The organism is Vibrio toranzoniae (assembly GCF_024347655.1).
Taxonomy (GTDB): Bacteria; Pseudomonadota; Gammaproteobacteria; order Enterobacterales; family Vibrionaceae; genus Vibrio; species Vibrio toranzoniae.
Window position 1 is genome coordinate 734,697 of the sequence record NZ_AP025514.1, and the last position, 21,631, is coordinate 756,327.

Here is a 21,631-nt window from a genome sequence, read left to right on the forward strand (position 1 = left end):
ATTTTTTATTTATATTTTCTGGTAAGTGAGTGTTAGAGATGGCGATGACTGAGCATGATGAAAGTTGGTGGAAAACCGCAACCATCTATCAAATCTACCCAAAGAGCTTTTGTGATAGTGGCAGTAAAGGTACTGGCGATATCAAAGGGATCATTTCAAAACTGGATTATCTTAAACACTTGAGTGTGGATGCCATTTGGTTAACCCCAGTTTACGCATCTCCAATGATTGATAACGGCTACGATATTTCAGATTACTACGCGATTAACCCGCAATTCGGCACCATGGAAGACTTCGACCTATTACTGGCTGAAGCGCATCAACGTGGCATCCGTATCGTGATGGATATCGTGGTAAACCACACCTCAACCGAGCATGCGTGGTTTCAGTCTGCATTGGGTGACAAAAACAGCCCATACCGCGACTACTACATCTGGAAAGATCCTGTAAACGGTCAAGCACCCACCAACTGGCAGTCTAAGTTCGGTGGTAATGCATGGGAGATGGATGAAGCGACGGGGCAGTATTTCCTACACCTATTCGCGAAAGAGCAGGCCGACCTCAACTGGGAGAACCCAGTTGTACGTGATGAAGTGAAAGACGTTATCAGCTTCTGGGCTGAGAAGGGCGTTGATGGTTTCCGCTTGGATGTGATCAACCTGATTTCGAAACAGCAAGATTTCCCTAATGATGATATCGGTGATGGTCGTCGTTTTTACACTGATGGCCCACGAGTGCATGAATATCTGAAAGAGATCAGCGAAGCGGTATTCCAGAAATACGGTAGCGTGACAGTAGGCGAGATGTCTTCAACCACGTTGGAACATTGTCAGCAATATTCGAACGTTGATAACAGTGAGCTATCGATGGTGTTTAACTTCCACCACCTTAAGGTGGATTACACCAATGGTGAGAAGTGGACTAATGCGCCGTTTGATTTCTTGCAGCTCAAGTCGATCTTCAATCATTGGCAAACGGGCTTGAACGGCAAAGGTTGGGGCGCATTATTTTGGTGTAACCACGATCAACCGCGAGTGGTGAGTCGCTTAGGTGATGATCAGCAATATCGTGTTGAATCGGCCAAGATGTTGGCTGCGTCTGTCCATATGATGCAAGGCACGCCTTATATCTATCAAGGTGAAGAGATTGGCATGACCAACCCGGGTTACACCGAGATCAGCCAGTATCGTGATGTAGAGAGCACCAACATGTACGACATCATGGTGAACCGTGATGGTGTGGCGCATCAAGATATGATGGCGATTCTGGCGCAGAAATCTCGTGATAACTCTCGCACGCCGATGCAGTGGAATAGTGAAGCCAATGCAGGTTTCTCACAAGCTCAGCCGTGGCTAGATGTTGCAAATAACTATACTGAGATCAACGCTGAGCAAGCGCTGGAAGACAAAGACTCGGTTTTCTATTTCTACAAGAGCTTGATTGAGTTACGTAAAGAAGTGCCAGTGATTACTCATGGTAGCTACAAAGATTTATTGCCTGAGCACCCATCGGTATTTGCGTATTCTCGTGAGACGGATAGTCAGACTTTGTTGTGTATTAACAACTACTATGGTGAAGAGGCGGAATGCGTTTTACCGGAACGTTTTGATATGAGTAAGGCGAAGAGTTTGTTGTCTAACTATCAAGAAGCGAACACTTCAGCAGTATTACATCATCAAGTCTTACGCCCTTACGAGACTCGTATTCTCTTGATTGAAGGTTAACCTTGTTTCATTTTAAGAAGCCTGATTCTTATTCCCCTTAAAGGATTGGGCTTTTACAAAGGCTTTGGAGAGCTCCCCAAAGCCTTTTTTATTGTTTGTAGCTAGTCAGCAGTTACGCTCAGGTTCAGTGAATCTAAGTCAGGGCTAGCTAATCGAAGTCAGTACCGCTGCTGATTCTTCGATCGTTGATTGCTCCACTGACATCAATTCAATCTGTTCAATTAGGCCAATCGTTGGATTGAACCAGCGTTCAGACGATGTCCCAAACTCTGCTGAATCCATACCTACACAGCCAATGTAGTAAGTGTTTTTTTCCGTAAGATTCGCAGCTTCGATCGATTTACCCGAAACAGTGAAGCTTTTACGAACACCAGTCTCATTAATGTCTTGCTGCCAAGTGACTTGGCATGAGGCGTTAGATGGTAAGTTTTCAACCCACTGGTGATCCTCAAAGTCACTCAACATATTCGCGACAGCTTCGCCATCTAACGTCATTTGTAATGAAACGGTTTCCTTACTGATATCAATGATTGGGTTACTCTCTTTTACGTCAGCACCTTTTAAACGGAAAAGAGGGCTGCTGTACATAACGGTTGTGATGTATTGGCTACCAATAAAATAGGCATTAGTGATTTCGTGTAGACCGCGGTCAGGGCCTGCAAAATAAATGCTGCCGTCTTCTTCTGTACCTTCAACATTCGTCATGATGTCTTCAGAAACATAAAATTCGGTGATGCCGTAGTTGATTAGGTCATTGATAACTTGAACTTCTGCTTCATTGCCGGTCTCTTCTTCTAACCCTGCAATGATGAGTTCACCGCTTAAAGGAGTGAAGTTCATTGTCATCACGCCTTCAGTCTGACCATCTTTGGTAAATGAGTAGCCCAATGTTGTTTCTGGTTTAGGGGCAAATACAGAGCTCGCAATTGGGTAATCCACCTGATTGCTTGGACCTTTATTACCATCTGTTGAACCAGAAGAAGAGCCACCTCCGCCGCCACAGCCATAAAGAGCAAAGAGAGAAGTCGCAAGCAGCGTCATGGATTTTTTCATGTTGAGCATTCCTAATATAGTTGGCCGAGAGCGACCTGATGTTTTTAGGAATGCTATTGGTGAGAGAGTTAACAGGGCAAAAAATGAAGATACATAAGATCTTAATTTATATTTAAGCTATTGTTTTTAAGTGTTTTATATTTCTTTATTCGGAGGGTTGATGACCGACATTCGTGCAGTAGTTAAGCATCAGGTTTTCCCACTGCTTAATGATAAGTGGCTCTTTGATGCTCAATTTTAGGTTTTTCCAAGGCTGGAGACAGGTCGATTTCGACTCAGGTTTGGATAAGCGAGCAAACAACTCTTCTGAAGGAACCACTCGCAATAACGCGACTAAGGATTCCATGTAGTTGAGGCGAAACTTATCCATGTCCCCTTGCTTATAAGCAATATGGGAAATCATCATATAGACCAGTGCGTTCTCAATGGTCGAATTGCCCGCCGTGTTGGTTAGAAATTCCTTCGCGGTTTGTAGGTCTCTTAACTTGAAGTGAATAATCCCAAGCCAGAGTTTTAGCTCGTCGGGAATCAACTTAAAACGCGTTTGTACCAGGCTAGTGAAACTAATAAGGCGTTGGTGGTCAGTCTCAAACAGTGCCAGTTGTCGAGCAAGCAAGGTTGAAGTCATCACGTTGAGTGGCACGCTATCAAGTTTCAGCGTTTGCCCGTTTAGCAAGCGGCTCAGCTCTTTATCACTGACAGACCACTCAGGTGATAGTGGAGCAGGTAAAGCGAAGTAGTTCGTTAGCTCTCTATTTATTTCCATCAAGTCTTCACTGAGGTTATCTATCTCTATTGAGTAGACACCGCGGAAAGCAAGTTTCCCTGAACTTGGATAAATAAGGCTGACTTTAGCCGCAAGGCGTGTATCGACTTCCTGATCTTTCAATTGAATATTGAGCAGGTAGTCACTGGTGCGCATGTTTTTGGCACCCGGAAAGAAGGGCGTGCTGTCTATTGGGTCTACGAAGTAACTTGGTGCGTCTTGATTCGCTAAATCGGTATAAGCGTATTCAATTTGTTGTTGAAGCAGCAGCGCTTTAACGGCTTTGCGATGCGCTCTCGCATTGTCTCCAATGGCATCGATACGGTTCAGTAATAGCTCTACCTTAGGAATCAGTCTTTGTGTACGTTCAAGCTCAGAGGCTTGGTTTGAAGAGTGCCAAAGCATATAACCTAAAGCCGCGGTGCTTATCAGCAGCACAGTAGAGAGTGACAGTAACAAAATATTAAACGGTGATGTCTTTTTACTTGGCTGAGGTTGCTCGGTTACCTCAAGAGGTTGGGGCTGTGCATTGGCCAAGCTCACAGAGCTAGGATTAAGGAAGTACCCTTTGCGTGGGTAGGTGACCAAGATCTTAGTCGCATCACTTTCTGGTAGGTACTTCTGCAGTACTGAGCGCAGTGTGCTGATCCTGTTAGTAAGCACATTCTTCGAGATGAAGTTACTTTGCCAAACCGACTCGATGATCTGCTCAGCTGCGAGCGGCTCACCCACGCTAGTCAGAAACAGTTCGAGTAATTCAATAGAACGAGGTTCTAGATCGATGACCTGCTCGTTGCAACTTAAGACACGTGTCGCTGGATTGAATTCTAAACCTTCGATAGAGATCGAGGTTTGAGTGTCTTTGGCACTAGAGAGGTAATCTTGCATAAAAAAAGAGAGGGTAGCTTATAAAAGCTAAATACTAGCTGTTTTCGTTATGAAAAACAGCTAGTAATTCATTGATTGGATAACTTGGAATTAAGACGCGTAGTTGACCGAATAACGAGTAGGCTTGTGGTTCATCGCTAATACGATGTTCAATACCGCTGTACCCAACACAGAAACCGCAATCACCCAAGGCGATACGAAGAAGAATGATGCAAACAGAATACACGCATCAATAGCCATTTGGGTTTTGCCCACTGAGATACCGTAGCGATCTTGAATGAACAAGCATAAGACGTTGAAGCCACCCAAGCTTGAGCGATGACGGAATAAGATCAGCATACCTAAGCCCATCAACAGGCCGCCTGCAACAGCGCAGTAAATCTCATTATGAACGTCTAACGAGATCACCAAGTATAAATGATCGGCAAACACAGACACTAAAGCGCCAGAAATGGCACTGCTTATCGCAAAGTGACGGCCAAATCGTTTCCATGCCAATAAGTAGAATGGGCAGTTGGCAATAAAGTACAAAATACCAAAGGTTACTGGTGTAAATTGACTCAAAAGAAGTGCCAAGCCTGTCGTGCCACCAGTAAGCAGGTTTGCTGACTGTAAAAAGAAGACGCCTAATGCGACTAAAAACGTACCAGTGAGGATCGCTACCCAATCTTCTTTACGTGAGTGTTTTTCCATCGTTTTTATAATTACCTAACCAATAAAGGCGTGCATAGTAGAGAAAAACCTTAGCTTTCGGTAGCTAGAGGGGGAAAATTAAGGTAAACCTATGTAATCTTCGTTTTACAGGGTGTAAAGCGTAAAATTGACAGTAAGTACCATCTTTGGTTGGATAAGCTTTATAACCATGATGAGCCTTAATTGTGATTATGAAAAAACCGCATGATAAAATTGCAATTAGATCTTTATGACCTAAATCAAATTATGTAGAATGCGTCACATCAAAACGGTGACGGAAACGTTTGCTTTCGGTCGTTGTGTGGTTTTTTTGAAACTTTCAGTACAATCTGAGTCAGGAGATACAGATGCTTAAGCGTGACATGAACATTGCTGATTACGATGCGGATCTATTCGCAGCTATCCAAGAAGAAACTCTTCGTCAGGAAGAGCACATCGAACTTATCGCTTCAGAAAACTACACAAGCCCACGTGTAATGGAAGCTCAAGGTTCTCAACTTACAAACAAATACGCTGAAGGTTACCCTGGTAAGCGTTACTACGGTGGTTGTGAGTACGTAGATAAAGTTGAAACTTTAGCAATTGAACGTGCATGTGAACTATTTGGTGCGCAATACGCGAACGTACAGCCTCACTCAGGTTCTCAAGCAAACAACGCTGTGTACATGGCACTACTAAATGCTGGCGATACCGTTCTTGGTATGAGCCTAGCGCACGGTGGCCACCTGACTCACGGTTCTCCAGTAAACTTCTCTGGTAAGCTTTACAACATTATCCCTTACGGTATCGATGAAGCGGGCCAAATCGATTACGAAGAGATGGAAGCGTTAGCTATCGAGCACAAACCTAAGATGATCATCGGCGGTTTCTCAGCTTACTCTCAAGTTTGTGATTGGAAGCGCATGCGTGAAATCGCTGACAAAGTAGGTGCTTACTTCTTCGTCGATATGGCTCACGTTGCGGGTCTAATCGCGGCAGGTGTCTACCCGAACCCAGTTCCACACGCGCACGTTGTTACAACAACCACACACAAAACGCTTGCTGGCCCTCGTGGTGGTCTTATCCTTTCTAACGAAGGCGAAGATCTTTACAAGAAGCTGAACTCAGCAGTATTCCCAGGCGGCCAAGGTGGCCCTCTAATGCACGTTATCGCGGGTAAAGCAGTCGCGTTCAAAGAAGCTCTAGAGCCAGAGTTCAAAGAATACCAAGCACGCGTTGTTGCTAACGCAAAAGCAATGGTTGCTGAATTCTTAGCACGTGGTTACAACATCGTTTCAGGTTCTACAGAGAACCACCTGTTCCTAGTTGACCTAATCGACAAAAACATCACAGGTAAAGAAGCCGATGCAGCACTAGGTGCAGCGAACATCACTGTGAACAAGAACTCGGTACCAAACGATCCACGTAGCCCGTTCGTTACTTCAGGTATCCGTATCGGTTCTCCTTCTATAACTCGTCGTGGTTTCTCAGAAGCAGACGCGAAAGAGCTAGCAGGTTGGATGTGTGACATCCTAGATAACATGGGTGATGAGTCTGTTATCGAAGCAACGAAAGCAAAAGTACTAAATATCTGTAAGCGTCTACCGGTTTACGCTTAATTTTTTCTGCGTAGAGTGAACGAATTTCTGTGTCGCACATACTCATTTGCTAGCGCAAACTCCGTGTGAGCTCCTTGAACTTTGCTCATCTACTTTGAAAAATACTTTTAAAGGGGCTCATTGAGTCCCTTTTTTGTTTTAGGGAAAGGTGTTGAAGACTCCGCACCTTTTCCTTGAACTAAAGCTATTAGATTGAAATACGATTTGAAGGGCTCCTTGTTAGGAGCCTTTGTTGTATTTGGTGATTTGAGTAGCTGAAAATATAGAAAAGCGGGTACTAAAAAGGGCTAATGCTTGCACATTAACCCTTTGTTCTCTCTCTTTGAGTTGGTTCTACTTTTTGATGCTAAGTAGCGTACCTGATTTACATCTAAATGAGTAATAGCTGCGGCTTTCATTGAATTTTCCCAAGCCTTCGCCATCACAGTAGTCGATGTTAATATCACGCATTACTTCTAGTGTGTCTTCGCTGTTTAGGGCGAATTTAGAACCATCAGAACAGACGATACGAATTCGCTCATCATGGCTTACTGAGTAAATATCGACTTCGGTATTACACAGCTCAAAAGAGGCTTCACGAAAGTTGTCTTGCTGTGTATTTGAAGCGCAACCTGCAGTCAGTGTTGCAGCGAAAACTGCCAAAAGTCCGAGTCTTTTCATTGTTAATCCTTCGCTATCATCAGATTGGATGATGAGTTTTATATGCTATTTGAGGTAGCCTATACAACAATACGCTTCGGTTCAAGGAGCGTTCGTTGACTCTAAGATATAAAAGTATAGATGTAGACAGATAATTTATAACGGGTTTGTTGCATGTTTACTTATTACGTATCACCAACAAAAAAGACCAACACAGAGGTTGGTCTTTTAATAGGAAGCTCGTTTAAATCATTATCGAAACTGTTTGGCTTCTGGAAGATACTCAAAACCAGCAGATGCGAGCTTAGCGATCAATGCAGCTTTGTCAATTTCGTAGAAGTTAACTACTCGATCCAAATTACCGCCGAAGTCATCGCGAAGCTTCATATTGACGATGCTCATCAACATTACTGGATCCATCTTTTCAAAGTTAGCGAGATTCATACTAGTCCTCGAAATCTGAAATCAGTAGGTTCGCGGCGGCAAATGCTGCACGTTCACGAGCTTCTTTAGCAAGGGATTCATCGGCAGCAAGGTCGTTCAATGTTTTTACTGCGCAGGTGATCGCTTTAGGGATATAGCCTTGGTCGCCACTGCCAATTTGAGAATACAGTTCACGCACTAAATCACAACAATCGTATACTTTCATTTTTATACCTAACCAAATGATAACTGATATCAATATACACATAGAGATAAGCAAAAACAAAGTGGATCTGCTCAAGAGCAGAGTTAGTTTGTCTTTGCTCAATATATCACTTAGTTAGCCTGCGGCTTAGGCTTCTCTTTACTGATTCGTTTGGTATTTACCGATTAGCCAGAGACTTGTTGTTCAAGTTGATAGGTGACTTCATCAGCAAGGTTTAGTTGTTTCGCGAGCTCTTTCAGGTACGCCTTTTCCATGAAATTCTGTTCGTCGGCCACAATCAAAGAGGCTAAGTAGATCTCGCTCGCTTGCTGAGGTGAAGTGGCTAGTTGCGCAATCTCACTTGGGTCGAGTGGCTTGTGCAGTTCTTCAGAGACCAACTTAGTCAGTTGATAATCAGCGCCCATGTTTTCTACTGCTTGTTCTATCTTAGCCATCTCTTCTTCATCAACATGACCATCAGCTTTAGACGCGGCTATCATCGATCGTAGAATCAGAACACTGTGATTAGCATCATTTTCATCAAACTGAGCCTGATCGACATCTGGTGCTTGACCTTGTTTAGACTGGTAGTCGTTGTAGACTTTATAAGCGAGAGCCCCAAGAGCTGCTGCGCCACCAATGCCGGCTGCTCTCTTACCCATTTTCTTGGTCTTTTTAGAGCCCATTAACGTCCCTAACAGTCCACCACCAACAGCGCCTGCACCGAAAGCGCCAAGTGTGTTCTTGTTGATACCCTTGTCATTGCTGCTACTGCCTTGAGAGAGGCTGCTTAAACCCGAAGACCCTTGGGCAAGCTTCTGAGTACCTTGTTTAACGAGATCTGACTTAAGTGCTTGGTTAAGTAAGCTTTTGATATCCATCGATACCTCCAATGGTGAGCATGTCCAAAAAGTTGATAACACCAATATACGGATTTGAATATGAACAGGGGATTAACTTACGTTATTAACTCTACTGATAAATAGAAGGGAGTTTGCAGGGAAATGACAGGTACAAAAAAGGCCACCGAATGGCAGCCTTTCAATGTTTATCTAGTCAGTAATCGGATGACTAAGCTAGTTGAGCTTTAAGGTGCTCGATCACCGTGTCCATTGCGATAGCTTCTTTATCACCAGTACGACGGTTTTTGTATTCGAAGTTGCCTTCGTCCATGCTGCGATCGCCGATAACGATAGTGTGAGGAATACCCACTAGCTCGATATCTTTAAACATTACACCAGGGCGCTCTTTACGGTCATCAAATAGTACTTCGATACCCATAGCGGTTAATTCAGCGTATAGCTTCTCAGCTGCTTCTTTAACGCGCTCAGATTTGTGCATGTTCATTGGTACGATAGCAACTTGGAACGGCGCTAGTGCGTCTGGCCAAGTGATACCGAATTTATCGTGGTTTTGCTCGATCGCAGATGCAACAACACGTGAAACACCGATACCGTAACAACCCATTTCTAGGATTACGCTCTTACCATCAGGGCCAAGCACGTTACAGTTCATTGCTTTAGAGTAAGTATTACCCAGTTGGAAGATGTGACCAACTTCGATACCGCGCTTAAGTTGGATAGTACCTTGACCACATGGGCTTAGGTCACCTTCAACAACGTTACGTAGGTCTTCAACTTGAGCAAGCTCAACGTCACGACCCCAGTTAATACCGAAGTAGTGCTTACCGTCTACGTTTGCGCCAGCGCCGAAGTCGCTCATTACAGCAACAGAGCGGTCAACGATGAATGGTAGCTCTAGGCCAACAGGACCTAGTGAACCAGGACCAGCACCAACAAGTGCACGGATTTCTTCTTCAGAAGCCATTTCTAGTGGAGAAGCAACCTGTGGAAGGTTTTCTGCTTTCACTTCGTTAAGCTCGTGGTCACCACGGATGATTAGCGCAATGATATCTGCTTCTACTTCATCAGACGCTTTAACGAATAGAGTCTTAACTGTCTTCTCGATTGCTAGACCGTGTTGCTCTACAAGTTCTGCGATTGTTTTTGCGTTTGGCGTGTCAACCAGTTCCATCTCTTGAGTCGGCGCTGCCGCTTCAGTCGTTGGAGCAAGTGCTTCGGCTTTCTCGATGTTTGCTGCGTAATCTGATTCAGAAGAGAATGCGATTAGGTCTTCGCCGCTTTCAGCAAGAACGTGGAACTCTTGAGAGCCGCTGCCGCCGATTGCGCCAGAGTCGGCCAATACTGGACGGTACTCAAGGCCCATGCGGTCGAATGCTTTACAGTAAGCATCGTGCATCGCTTGGTAAGACTTTTCTAAGCCTTCTTTGTCGATATCAAAACTGTACGCATCCATCATAGAGAATTCACGTGCACGCATTACGCCAAAACGAGGGCGACGTTCATCACGGAATTTAGTCTGGATTTGGAACAGGTTTAGAGGAAGCTGTTTGTAAGAGCTAATCTCGTTACGTACTAGGCTCGTCACCACTTCTTCAGCTGTTGGGCTAAGAACGAACGGACGAGAGTGACGGTCTGTGAAACGAAGTAACTCAGGGCCCATCTTTTCAGAACGGCCAGTCTCTTCCCAAAGCTCAAACGGTTGAACTACGGGCATCAAGATTTCAACGGCACCTGCATTATCGATCTCTTGGCGAACGATATTTTCGACTTTACGCAGTACACGTAGACCAGTAGGTAGCCAAGTATATAAACCTGAAGCTAGCTTACGGATCATACCTGCACGTAGCATCAGCTGGTGGCTGATAACTTCTGCGTCGTTTGGAGTCTCTTTCAGAGTAGAAAGAAGGTAGTTACTGGTACGCATTCTGTGGTATCCGTTTCATCATTGATAAAAGAAAATTTGCTGAGCTTAGTGGCGTCAGCAAATCTGATATAGCCGTATATAATATCAGCCTATTTGAGTTCTCAAAAGCGCTCAATGTCAGTAACATTGATGAAAAGCGTTTCAACAACGAATTTTACGTTAAGATCGAACAAATTTACCGCATATTCTTTACTGTCTGGTTTGCCTTTTTTATAGGCAGGGCGAGGATCTTGGCCAAGCACTTCTTTGACTACCTGAATGATGTGGTGCCCCTTTGGGTGTTGTACCAGCTTCGCTTGGGCTTGCTGTGAAAAGTTAACTTCTAGCACTTCTGGTTCATCAGCGGCAAACCCTGCTAATGCATCAGGAATCGAGTCAGAGTAGGGGATATAAGGTTTGATATCGATAATTGGCGTGCCGTCAACCAGATCGACACTGCCCAAACCCACCCAAGTTTGCCCCTTTTCTTGAGACACACCTTTGAGCTCAACCGCGGACATGCCAATTCCATTGGGCCTAAATGTCGCGCGAGATGCGAATACACCAATACGTTCATTCCCACCAAGTCGAGGTGGTCTTACGGTGGGTTTCCATCCTGCTTCGAGGTTTTTGTCGAACATGAACAACAACCAAACATGGCTAAATTGCTCAATATTACGGACGGATTCAAGGCAGTTTGCTGAGTCAACGAGTCTTATTCTTGAGCTGGATGTTGGTACTAATCTAGGTTGCCTTGGTACCGCGAACTTCTCTTTATAAGGAGACTCTATAAAGCCAATAGGTTCAATGGAGTACATGGACGGACACTCTCTAATTACGATCTATAGCGGAAAAATACCATAAAATCGCTTGTCTTTCTTTTGATAATAATTATCATCTAGTATGTTATAACGTATCAATTTAATCATTTAGGGAAAGACAATGAAACCGAATATCCACCCGGACTACCGCACAGTGGTATTCCATGACACCAGCGTTGATGAGTACTTCTTAATAGGTTCTACGCTGAAAACAGATCGAACTATCGAATGGGAAGATGGCAATACTTATCCTTACTTCACTATTGAAGTGTCGTCAAAGTCGCACCCTTTCTATACCGGTAAACAGAGAGTGCTACATAAAGAGGGACGTGTTGCGAACTTCACTCGTCGTTTTGGTCAATTAGGTAAAGGGAATAAGTAGATGAAAGTGGTTAAATCTCTTAAGAGTGCAAAAAGTCGTCACCCAGATTGTCAGGTTGTGAAGCGCAGAGGTCGCCTCTATGTCATCTGTAAGTCCAATCCGAGATTTAAAGCGGTTCAAAAATAGTCAGTCAATACGACGTGACACAGCTTTAAAAACGAGGGGAAAGTCAAACTTCATTCATTTGTCAGTTTTTCTTTTCCTTCGAGAGGAAGGTTATTAAATATAAAGTGTTTTTTATAGTACGGCGAACTTTGTTTTTAAATTAATCAATGGCTTATATCGTCAATTATATTTGTAGTGAATGTGTCCTTTTGAATTATAAATCTAGTTTTATCTCTCTATGTGGATTTATTTGCTAGTTAATTGTCCAAATAGAGTTAAAAATCATCAATTATTACACATTTTGTAACATTTTGAATTTCTAATTGATAATTTTGTCGCGTACCCTTCGCTGGCAATTTGAACATTTTTGTCACAATTGCACAGGAATCACTACAAGGAGGGAACTGATGAGTTCATCAGATTCAATAAAAAACAACTCGCCAAAGAAACCTATTTTTACCCGCTTTCTCGATGGCGTTGAATATTTGGGGAACCTTTTACCCCACCCAATTACTCTTTTTGCAATCTTCTGTGTCGCAATTTTAGTTACTTCAGGTATCGCTGGATATTTTGAGGTGTCTGTTATGGATCCTCGTCCAGACGGTGCGCCAGGTCGTGCTGCTGACGGCATGATTCACGTTGTAAGCTTACTTAACGCTGAAGGCTTACAGCTTATCGTCACTAATCTCGTTAAAAACTTTGTCGGCTTTGCGCCACTAGGTACTGTGCTGGTTGCAATGCTAGGTGTTGCGATTGCTGAACACTCAGGTCTACTATCTGCGGCGATGCGTGGCATGGTAATGGGCGCATCTAAGCGTATGGTTACAGTAACCGTAGTATTTGCCGGTATTATCTCTAACACGGCCTCTGAGCTTGGTTATGTTGTGCTTATCCCTCTTGCGGCAATGCTTTTCCACTCTTTGGGTCGTCACCCATTAGCGGGTCTAGCGGCAGCATTTGCTGGTGTATCTGGTGGTTACTCTGCAAACCTTCTAATCGGTACGGTTGATCCACTGCTTTCTGGTATTACCCAAACAGCAGCGCAAATGATCGACCCGACTTACAGCGTTGGTCCTGAATCAAACTGGTATTTCATGTTTGTTTCTACTTTCTTCATTGCAATTACCGGTGCATTTGTAACTGAGAAGATTGTTGAACCAAAACTGGGTAAATACAACGACGAAGAAGCGTCTGAAGATTTATCAAACGATTCAATGGGCAAGCTAACGGAAATTGAGAAGAAAGGCCTTAAGCTAGCGGGCATCGCTGTGCTAGCCGTTTCTGCTCTTCTTGCGTGGACGATTGTTCCTGCTGATGGTGTTCTGCGTTCAGCGGCTGGTACGGTTTCAGGTTCTCCATTCCTAAAAAGTATCGTAGCGTTTATCTTTGTCTTCTTCGCGGTTCCTGGTTTTGTTTACGGTAAAGTTACCGGCTCAATGAAAACTGACCGTGACGTTATCAATGCAATGTCGAAGTCTATGTCCTCTATGGGCATGTACATTGTACTTGTATTCTTTGCTGCTCAGTTTGTTGCTTTTTTCAAGTGGACTAACTTCGGTCAAGTATTTGCCGTTGCAGGCGCGACTTTCCTACAAGATATCGGCCTAACGGGTCCAATGTTGTTCTTCGCATTCATCCTAATGTGTGGTTTCATCAACCTGATGATCGGTTCGGCCTCTGCTCAGTGGGCAGTTACAGCACCTATCTTCGTTCCAATGCTAATGCTAGTAGGCTACGCACCTGAAACGATTCAAGCGGCTTACCGTATCGGTGACTCAACAACGAACATCATTACACCAATGATGAGCTACTTCGGTCTTATACTTGCTGTAGCAACGCGTTACATGAAGAACCTAGGTATTGGCACCCTGATTGCTACAATGCTTCCATACTCAATCGTATTCTTGGTTGGTTGGAGCTTAATGTTCTATATCTGGGTATTCGTATTTGGCCTACCTGTTGGCCCAGGTGCGGCGACGTACTACACGCCTTAGTTGTAGAGCAGGAGAAACTTTCTCTTAATTGATATTAAAAAAACCTGCATTGTTTGCAGGTTTTTTTGTTTTTATAGAGAGATAGAACTAGGTTAAGCTCGGATGAGCCTGCTAGCGTTTGGCTAGAATTCTATCTAAGTGGTTCGCGAACTCACGACGGTCGGTTTGAGAAAGGGTGCTTGGTCCGCCCGTTTGGATGCCACTTGAACGCATGGTATCCATAAAATCACGAATGTTGAGACGCGCTTTAATGGTCTCTTTGGTGTAAAGCTCGCCATGAGAGCTGAGTGCTTGACCACCCTTGGTGATCACTTCGTCAGCCAGGGGGATATCGGATGTAATCACAAGATCGCCGGGTTCAGTGCGTTTTACGATTTCATCATCTGCAATATCAAACCCGCTTGGTACTTGAATTGAGTGAATGTTATTGCGCTTAGGAACGGGAACTAAATGGTTTGCCACAAAGGTGCATTCAACACCTGTGCGCTCTGCTGCACGTACGATTGTTTCACGGATAACTTTAGGACAAGCGTCCGCATCAACCCATATCTTCATAGTGTTCTATTTCTCTGTTAGCTTGTTGTCTGTCACTTATTGCTCTGTTGCCTAATTGACCAGTTAGCTTATTGCTCAGTTAACTTATTGTTCCGTTAACTTAGCTTCAAGCGTGGCAATGCGAGCGGTAAGTTCAAGGATTTGCTTTTCCAGTTGGCTAACACGGTCTAGTGCTGGCTCTTCTTGTGTCGCGACTTCAACTTTAGGTACGCGATTCGCACTTTTCCAGCTCTTGATGGTTGTGATTAAAGCAGGCATTGGAACCGATGTACTCATGCGAGCTTTCACTAACGCAACGGTTGGCTCTTTACCTTGTGCTTGCAGTCCTTCAAGCACCGATTTCAACTCTTCAGAAACATCTTTTGTCAGCATGTTGACCTCCATTTTTAGTCTTTGTGCATTTTACTCGCTCCAGCAAATGATAGCGAATCATAAAACAGCCCATAACGTGTGAGAGATCTCTTACAAGCGCTGTGAGATAACACGAATATATTTCTAGAGAGATTGATATGCATATGAGTAAGGTGTTGAATTTTAGTTGTTTTATATAATTAACAACTCAGTTAGATGTGAAATGTGATGAGAATCTATTGTCCGAAATCGTAAATCGCGTAAATTAAACCTTGTCGGAAGGATTCTGACACGGAACAGGAAAGCACCAAGGATTTGGTTATCTTCAGGATGAAGATTTGGTCATTTAGGATTGAGTGATCAAGCATGGAGCGTAGGACATTGTAGGGAGACAGTCAGTTGACAGGAAGTTAGCTGCAACGGAATGACAATGGACACCTTTGGGATTAAAGGGTTGGATTCGCATCAGGACGATGTAAAGGACACCGCTCAGGGAACAAGTTATGTGCGCTAACTAGGATTGTTAGCTTTCAGGATGATTGGACACCGCTAGGATGGCGAAGTAAAGGAAAGAGCTGAAGGATTACAGCCACTATTATGGATGATGCATGGAGCATTAATTAGTAGCCGGACTGCTGCGAGTAAGACCCTAGCCCTGACACTTCGGTGTCGGGGCTTTTCTTTTTCTGAGTATCGCTATACAGCGTATTGTGACGTTACATTCGATGGGGCTGTAGCTCAAACCGCATCGAGCGGAAGCCAACCATGGTCAGCTTGCCTTGGTAGCAGTCATCACCTAACGCTGAAAATTCAAATTGGTACACAGTGTGCCAGCGCCAAATCGTGGTCAATTCATGGCGCATCTTAAGCTTATGACCACTGAAAGCGACACTTAGCAACTGTAAGTCTAGTTCTTTACACTTTCTCGCAATGGCAGTTTTCGCAAGCTCTGATTGCCTGCGCTGTTGCCAAAATAAAAAGCAAAAGAAGCACAGCATTAAAATAGCCAATAAGTTATCTATCATTTAATCCATACTTCCTTTTATCTCTTTATTCCTATCGTGATTTGATCTTGTTTTTACGAGTTATTGAGCTTTTGCCGCTTGCTGTAGTTCAACTAAGGCATTAGCAAGCTCAGGCGATGGGTTTGAGCTCAGTAAAGGTAAAAATACCATTCTCAACGTCGGAATCATCACTAAATCTGCAAATAATTGGTTGAACAGGTTTTGGTTGCCCGTTTGTGCGAGACGTAACAAGAATTGCTCAGCAATCGCAGGATCTTGTAGCGCATGCCAGCTGCGACCCGCTAAACCAATTAATACTTCTTGGTGGCTCAAGCGTGGGCTAGCCAGAACTTGGTTAATGATGTTATTCGTGATCCCTTGTTCTGCACCTGAAAGGGCACGAACCAACGCAGACAGCAAGAATAGGTCCGGCTCTTTACTTGTGATCTGACTCTCTGCCATTTCTTGCAAACGTTGCGCGAGCTTGTCATTGATTTGCGTATGTTCAAGTGCCCCCAGTGTGGCGTATAGAGGTTCTGATGGCAGTTTATTGAGCGCTTTGCGAATCGCGACACCGTTTTGCTGGCTACCTAAGCGAGCACACATATCTGTGATGCCTTGCAGGCCAACCGTTTTCCAGTTATCCCAGCCTAGCTCACCAGTGAAGTAATGCTGAGCGTGTTCGTAATATTGGCTCGTCGCGAGGTCTAAACCTGCTCTTACTTGGCTATGGAACACGGCCATTTTGTCTTCAGAAGGCTTAAAGGTATAAGGGTTGTTTGACAGCTTTTGTTGTTGCTCCTCGCTGATCTCGCCGTTCAAACGTGTGCCCATTGCTTCGATAACAAACTTCAGGAAATTACCCACATCACCTTGATGCAACAGGCCTCTTTCATCCAGTTTGAATTTTAGAAACCAAATCCATGGCTGTTTGTGTTCGTTCCAGTAGCTAATGGCTAAGTGAGCTTGTTTTTGAAGTGGAAACGGGTACGGCTGTTTCCCTTGCTCAACATCAGAAAATAAGGTGTTGTCGATCTTCTGAATGCGACGACCTAGGTCGTAGATATCGTATTGGCAACCGCTATTCTTAAGCAACTGAGTGAGCGTGTGAATTGTTTCCATAGCAATAAAGCTCCTAACTTTCTTTCCTCAATAGATGGTACTCTATGCCCCAATTTCAAGGTCACTAGATAAATAACTTGGTGAAAAATGACAGCAGCCACAAAGTTACCTATTTTACTTCAACAATTAGAACAACAAATGCGCCAATGTTCGCTGTGGAGTGATGTTCCACCTTCGGACGAAGCTCTAGGCAGTGTTGAGCCTTTCGCGATTGATTCTCTGCAACCGGAAGAGTGGTTGCAGTGGATCTTTATCGTTAAGATTAACGCAATGATGAATGCACAAATGACTCTACCAAAGGGCTTCGCGATTCATCCTTACTTTGGTGAAGTGTGGAAAAATGAGGCAGGTAAGGCCGAATTGCTAGTGACGATTCAGAGCATTGATGAGGTATGCGCGTAATGTTAGAGATCATTTATCAAGATGAGTATTTTGTCGCGGTGAATAAACCTGCGGGCATGCTAGTGCATCGTTCATGGTTGGATAAGCATGAGACTCAATTTGTGATGCAAACACTGCGTGATCAAATTGGTCAGCATGTATTCCCTCTGCATCGCTTAGACCGCCCAACGTCTGGCGTATTGGTGTTTGCGCTGTCGAGCGAGGTTGCCTCTGAGGTGATGCCAATGTTCGCTAACCATGAGATGCAGAAAACCTATCATGCAATTGTTAGAGGCTGGATAGAGGCGGGTGATACTCTAGACTACGCACTCAAGGTTGAGCTGGATAAGATTGCGGATAAGTTCGCGAAAGAAGACAAAGAAGCGCAAGAGGCGGTGACGGTCTATGAACCGCTAGCAAAAGTAGAAGTGCCATATTCAACGGGGCGTTTTCCAACGAGTCGCTATTGTCTTGTTAAGATGTTGCCAAAGACAGGTCGCAAACATCAGTTGCGCCGTCATATGGCTCACTTAAGACACCCAATCGTGGGCGATACTTCCCATGGTGATGGTAAGCACAACCGACTGTTTCGTGATGACCTCGATTCGCATCGTTTGTTACTGCATGCTTCTGAGTTGCGATTCATTCATCCTTTTACCCAAGAAGAGTTAGTGATGAAGGCTAACCTTGATGAAACGTGGCTAAGGTTGTTTGAAACCTTTGATTGGGATATCAAGTTATTAGATGCTCCAGCTTGAGTGTTCAAATAAAAGATGAATAAAAATAAAGGGTTGATAGGAATATCAACCCTTTTGAACTTCTGTGCTATTGAACGGTGAAGCTTGAGTGTCATAGGCTAACAGCCATTGCGGGGATCATTTTAGCTTTTCTAGATCGGCTTCGATCTCTGAGATCTTACTCGAGACTACTTTCTCTAAGTGGCGTAAGTCAGTCAGAATTTTCTGCTTCACATCCATCTCAGTGGTTGGTGTTGGTTTGGTGATCTTGTTCAGTTCATCAATCACAAGCGTGAGATTACGGTTTATCTCTGTCACTTCTTTGTATTGATTGTTACCACCGCTAACAAGCACACTTTTTACTTGTCTTGGGTATTTAAACTTAACGCTTTTTGCAAACAGTTCGCCTTTCTGTTTACGGAAGTAAATCTTGAGAATATCTTTGTGTGCTTCTTGGCGAAGGGAGTAACGTTCAATCTGCTTAGGTTCGTGGATACCTAAGCCAGTGAGGTTTGGATACATAAGTGACCTCTAGTTTATGAGTGTAGTACTTTTATGTAATTGACTTAATTAATGTAGCAGCCTAACGATAAGCTAGATAGTTGATATCTGGGAATTGATTGTAAGTTGTGGGCAAGATCGCTCTCTATCTTTACCCACGCTCAATAGATTATTGAATCTGATTTCTCGGATTGCTTATTTTTGGGAGCTACATTGAGTTTCTAAGGTGCGAGTTCAGAAACATGTTCCGTTAATCTTTCTCTTAGCGCTTGCTCTTGTTCTTCTGAAAGCCTGCCTCCCGCTTCACTGGTTAGAATAAACAAATCTTCTGCTCGTTCACCTATAGTGGTGATTTTCGCTCCGTGCAAATTGATATCTAGTTCCGCAAAGGTCGCACCTACTTGAGCCAATAATCCTGGAGTGTCTAATGCTTTCAGTTCCATCAAGGAATGTTTTTTACTTTTGGTTGGTAGGAACTCAACTCGAGTTTTTACCTTAAAATGCTGCAAGTTACGTGGTGTACGACGTGTTTTTATCTTAGTAGGACGCCCATCTGATAGAACATGGGTTAAGTGTTTGGCGACCGCTTTATGCCTTGCTTCATCAATGGCCTCACCATGCTGATCTAACACAACGAAGGTATCCAAAACGTGACCATCTTTGCTGAGCATGACTTGAGCGTCGTGAACATTAAAGTTGCGTCTATCGAGTTCTGCAACCACAGTTGCAAAAAGTGCTGCTTGGTCTTTACAGTAAACGAACACCTCAGTACCACCACGAGTCGCTTTTTCGCTGATCAGCACCAAGGGTTGGCTTGGGTCTTCGAGGCGAAGTAGGTGTTCACAGTGCCAAGCGATTTGATTGTGCGTATGACGTAAGAAGTAGTCGGCTTTGAAACGCTGCCAAAGTACTTCAATTTCACGAGCGGTGAAGCCCTCTTTACGCAGCAATGCGGAAGCCATTTGTTGATTGTGACGAATACGGTCTCTGACATCGACCGGGTTTTCTAGACCACGGCGTAGTGCTCTTTGTGTTGAATGAAATAATTCAGCCAATAAAGTGCGTTTCCAACTGTTCCATAGATCTGGATTCGTTGCACAAATGTCGGCGACGGTTAGACAAACCAACAGCTCTAAGGACTCTTCATCGCGCACTTTTTTAGCGAACTCTGTGATCACGTCAGGATCTTGAATATCACGACGTTGAGCGGTGACAGACATCAATAGGTGGTTTTGTACTAACCACGATACTAGCTTGGCTTCTGGTTTAGATAATCCATGCTCAATACAGAAAGAGTAAGCCTCGACGGCACCAATCTCTGAGTGATCTCCGCCACGCCCTTTACCTATATCATGGAAGATAGCCGCAAGAATGAGTAACTCTTTCTTCTGAACGCGTGGATACACTTCGCAGCAAATAGGATGTTTGTCATGGTTCTCAATTTGGCTGAAACGGTTGATGTGCTTGAGAAGACGAATACTGTGTTCATCAACGGTGTAAGCATGGAAAAGGTCAAACTGCATTTGACCAACGATTTGGCTCCACTGCGGTAAGTATGCCGAGAGCACCCCTAAATTATGCATCAGACTAAATGCTTTATGCAGTGCGTTAGGGTGGCGAACCAACGACATGAACTTTTCACGTGCTACAGGAATGGTGTGCAAGAAACGGTTGAGTCGACGGCGTGCAGTACGTAGCTGTCGTAATGTCGGTGGGCTAACCCCTTCGATGGAAGAGTCGTTCGCGATATGGATGAACATATCGAGAATCGTTTCCGGTCGAGCCTGGAATAGGGCGGGCTTGCGCGCTTCGATCAATGTCCCTCGACGTTGGAAATCATTATCGAGAATCTCAGCTTCTTGTGTTTCACCGCCATTGATTATTGCCTGGTCGAACAGTTTAAGCAGCATCTTGTTGAGCTCTGCTACGCGACGAAGGGTTCGATAGAACTCTTTCATCATCATCTCGACACCACGGTTTCCTTCACCGGTATAACCTAGATGTTCAGCGACTTGGGCTTGATGTGCAAACGTGAGGCGATTGTCGTAACGGCGTAATTCAATATGAAGTGCAAAGCGAATGCGCCACAAGAAATCTTGGCACTCGACTAACTCACGATATTCGGCATCGGTAAGAAAGCCATACTTACTCATCTCTAATAAAGAAGTTGCACCAAAGTGTCGACGTGCAACCCAGCTTAGCGTATGGATATCTCTCAAGCCTCCAGGGGTCGATTTAATATCAGGTTCTAGATTGTAAGTGGTGTCATGGTAGCGAGCATGGCGTTCTCTTTGTTCTTGAATCTTGGCTTTATAAAAGTTCTCACTTGGCCAAAAAGAATCGGAATGAATCTTCAATTTCAGTTCTTGAAAAGTGTCTTCACTGCCACACAGTAAACGCGACTCTTGTAGATTGGTTGCAACCGTTAAATCGTCGATACCAATCTCGATACACTCTGAAACTGTTCGTACTGCATGGCCGACTTCGAGTTTCAAATCCCAAAGTAGGGTGATGAATTGACTGACTTTTTCACCAAATGCATTTGGTAGTGTCTTTTGCGAGACGACTAAGATATCAATGTCGGATAAAGGGTGTAGTTCACCACGGCCATAACCACCTACCGCTACGAGTGATATATGTGGGAGTTTATTGAATCCGAAATGTTCCCACAATCGATTAAGGAGCAAGTCCATGTACTCGGATCGTAAGAATACCAAGTCGGTGACTGGGTGATGATTTAGAAATTCATTTTTTTGAAACTGTGTGAAAATTTCGAGCTGATTTTTCAATTCGCAGATTTCAATTTGTTCGTCATTGAACGTAAGAGGGCATTGATAAGGCATAGTCTGCTATCCGTGCAAGCAAATGAGAATAGTAAACAATTTAACAGAAGCTGATGGAAAATCGAAATTGAGCGGATAAA

The 21,631-nt window shown here is 44.0% G+C and carries 22 protein-coding genes; 7 read left to right on the forward strand and 15 right to left on the reverse strand.

From position 1 onward, the window contains the following. The first annotated feature begins 38 nt into the window (after positions 1-38). Positions 39-1,724: an alpha,alpha-phosphotrehalase gene (gene treC, locus OCU50_RS03255; RefSeq protein ID WP_060468348.1), complete on the forward strand. Its 1,686-nt coding sequence runs from the start codon at positions 39-41 to the stop codon at positions 1,722-1,724. Between the two features lie 144 nt (positions 1,725-1,868). On the opposite strand, the gene OCU50_RS03260 is transcribed toward treC, so the two are convergent. From OCU50_RS03260 to OCU50_RS03270, 3 genes are all read right to left on the reverse strand, one after another. Next, positions 1,869-2,777 carry a hypothetical protein gene (locus tag OCU50_RS03260; protein WP_060468347.1) on the reverse strand — a complete coding sequence of 303 codons (909 nt, stop codon included), beginning with the start codon at positions 2,775-2,777 and terminating at the stop codon, positions 1,869-1,871. Between the two features lie 145 nt (positions 2,778-2,922). After that, a complete protein-coding gene (locus OCU50_RS03265) occupies positions 2,923-4,431 on the reverse strand; it encodes a winged helix-turn-helix domain-containing protein (protein WP_060468346.1) in 1,509 nt (502 codons plus the stop codon). Between the two features lie 90 nt (positions 4,432-4,521). Next, positions 4,522-5,124, reverse strand: a complete 603-nt coding sequence (locus OCU50_RS03270) for a YitT family protein (protein ID WP_016767593.1) — start codon at positions 5,122-5,124, stop codon at positions 4,522-4,524. A gap of 347 nt (positions 5,125-5,471) precedes the next feature. Between OCU50_RS03270 and glyA the strand changes: the two genes are divergently transcribed. Next, entirely contained in the window at positions 5,472-6,722 is a 1,251-nt protein-coding gene (gene glyA / locus OCU50_RS03275; RefSeq protein WP_060468345.1) for a serine hydroxymethyltransferase, read from the forward strand. Between the two features lie 333 nt (positions 6,723-7,055). Here the strand turns inward: glyA and OCU50_RS03280 are convergent, their stop codons facing one another. The 6 genes from OCU50_RS03280 to tsaA all read right to left on the reverse strand — a co-directional run bounded on the left by OCU50_RS03280 (position 7,056) and on the right by tsaA (position 11,573). Continuing rightward, positions 7,056-7,382, reverse strand: coding sequence for a hypothetical protein (locus OCU50_RS03280; protein WP_004736794.1), 327 nt, complete (start codon positions 7,380-7,382; stop codon positions 7,056-7,058). Between the two features lie 231 nt (positions 7,383-7,613). After that, positions 7,614-7,805: a DUF4250 domain-containing protein gene (locus OCU50_RS03285; RefSeq protein WP_017056285.1), complete on the reverse strand. Its 192-nt coding sequence runs from the start codon at positions 7,803-7,805 to the stop codon at positions 7,614-7,616. A 1-nt stretch (position 7,806) separates the two neighbouring features. Then, a complete protein-coding gene (locus OCU50_RS03290; RefSeq protein WP_060468344.1) occupies positions 7,807-8,010 on the reverse strand; it encodes a YaeP family protein in 204 nt (67 codons plus the stop codon). Positions 8,011-8,174: 164 nt separating this feature from the next. Continuing rightward, entirely contained in the window at positions 8,175-8,870 is a 696-nt protein-coding gene (locus OCU50_RS03295; protein WP_060468343.1) for a tellurite resistance TerB family protein, read from the reverse strand. A 190-nt stretch (positions 8,871-9,060) separates the two neighbouring features. Next, entirely contained in the window at positions 9,061-10,776 is a 1,716-nt protein-coding gene (locus tag OCU50_RS03300; RefSeq protein ID WP_060468342.1) for a proline--tRNA ligase, read from the reverse strand. A 101-nt stretch (positions 10,777-10,877) separates the two neighbouring features. Then, on the reverse strand, positions 10,878-11,573 hold the full coding sequence (gene tsaA / locus OCU50_RS03305) for a tRNA (N6-threonylcarbamoyladenosine(37)-N6)-methyltransferase TrmO (RefSeq protein ID WP_060468341.1): 696 nt from the start codon (positions 11,571-11,573) through the stop codon (positions 10,878-10,880). A 124-nt stretch (positions 11,574-11,697) separates the two neighbouring features. On the opposite strand from tsaA, the gene OCU50_RS03310 reads away from it, so the two are divergent. The 3 genes from OCU50_RS03310 to OCU50_RS03320 all read left to right on the forward strand — a co-directional run bounded on the left by OCU50_RS03310 (position 11,698) and on the right by OCU50_RS03320 (position 14,057). Further along, positions 11,698-11,958: a type B 50S ribosomal protein L31 gene (locus OCU50_RS03310; protein ID WP_060468340.1), complete on the forward strand. Its 261-nt coding sequence runs from the start codon at positions 11,698-11,700 to the stop codon at positions 11,956-11,958. Beyond that, positions 11,959-12,084 (forward strand): type B 50S ribosomal protein L36, encoded by a 126-nt coding sequence (gene ykgO, locus OCU50_RS03315; protein ID WP_017056291.1) that lies wholly within the window; start codon positions 11,959-11,961, stop codon positions 12,082-12,084. A 386-nt stretch (positions 12,085-12,470) separates the two neighbouring features. Continuing rightward, complete coding sequence (locus tag OCU50_RS03320; protein WP_060468339.1) at positions 12,471-14,057, forward strand: AbgT family transporter; 1,587 nt, start codon at positions 12,471-12,473, stop codon at positions 14,055-14,057. 111 nt (positions 14,058-14,168) lie between these two features. Here the strand turns inward: OCU50_RS03320 and OCU50_RS03325 are convergent, their stop codons facing one another. From OCU50_RS03325 to OCU50_RS03340, 4 genes are all read right to left on the reverse strand, one after another. Then, on the reverse strand, positions 14,169-14,612 hold the full coding sequence (locus tag OCU50_RS03325; protein WP_060468338.1) for a YaiI/YqxD family protein: 444 nt from the start codon (positions 14,610-14,612) through the stop codon (positions 14,169-14,171). Between the two features lie 84 nt (positions 14,613-14,696). Further along, on the reverse strand, positions 14,697-14,984 hold the full coding sequence (locus OCU50_RS03330) for a hypothetical protein (protein WP_060468337.1): 288 nt from the start codon (positions 14,982-14,984) through the stop codon (positions 14,697-14,699). 695 nt (positions 14,985-15,679) lie between these two features. Beyond that, a complete protein-coding gene (locus OCU50_RS03335) occupies positions 15,680-15,988 on the reverse strand; it encodes a DUF3301 domain-containing protein (RefSeq protein WP_060468336.1) in 309 nt (102 codons plus the stop codon). Positions 15,989-16,048: 60 nt separating this feature from the next. Then, the gene (locus tag OCU50_RS03340; protein WP_060468335.1) at positions 16,049-17,089 is read right to left on the reverse strand and encodes a DUF3549 family protein; all 1,041 of its coding nucleotides are present in this window, start codon (positions 17,087-17,089) and stop codon (positions 16,049-16,051) included. Positions 17,090-17,176: 87 nt separating this feature from the next. On the opposite strand from OCU50_RS03340, the gene OCU50_RS03345 reads away from it, so the two are divergent. Together OCU50_RS03345 and truC are read left to right on the forward strand one after the other, a co-directional pair. Then, positions 17,177-17,491 (forward strand): YqcC family protein, encoded by a 315-nt coding sequence (locus tag OCU50_RS03345; protein ID WP_060468334.1) that lies wholly within the window; start codon positions 17,177-17,179, stop codon positions 17,489-17,491. Then, positions 17,491-18,228, forward strand: a complete 738-nt coding sequence (gene truC, locus OCU50_RS03350) for a tRNA pseudouridine(65) synthase TruC (protein ID WP_060468333.1) — start codon at positions 17,491-17,493, stop codon at positions 18,226-18,228. The genes OCU50_RS03345 and truC overlap by 1 nt, the downstream gene beginning before the upstream one ends. Positions 18,229-18,345: 117 nt before the next feature. Here the strand turns inward: truC and OCU50_RS03355 are convergent, their stop codons facing one another. Together OCU50_RS03355 and glnD are read right to left on the reverse strand one after the other, a co-directional pair. After that, positions 18,346-18,729: a DUF3461 family protein gene (locus OCU50_RS03355; protein WP_017056299.1), complete on the reverse strand. Its 384-nt coding sequence runs from the start codon at positions 18,727-18,729 to the stop codon at positions 18,346-18,348. Positions 18,730-18,929: 200 nt separating this feature from the next. Next, positions 18,930-21,551, reverse strand: a complete 2,622-nt coding sequence (gene glnD / locus OCU50_RS03360; protein WP_060468332.1) for a bifunctional uridylyltransferase/uridylyl-removing protein GlnD — start codon at positions 21,549-21,551, stop codon at positions 18,930-18,932. Between the last annotated feature and the right edge of the window lie 80 nt (positions 21,552-21,631).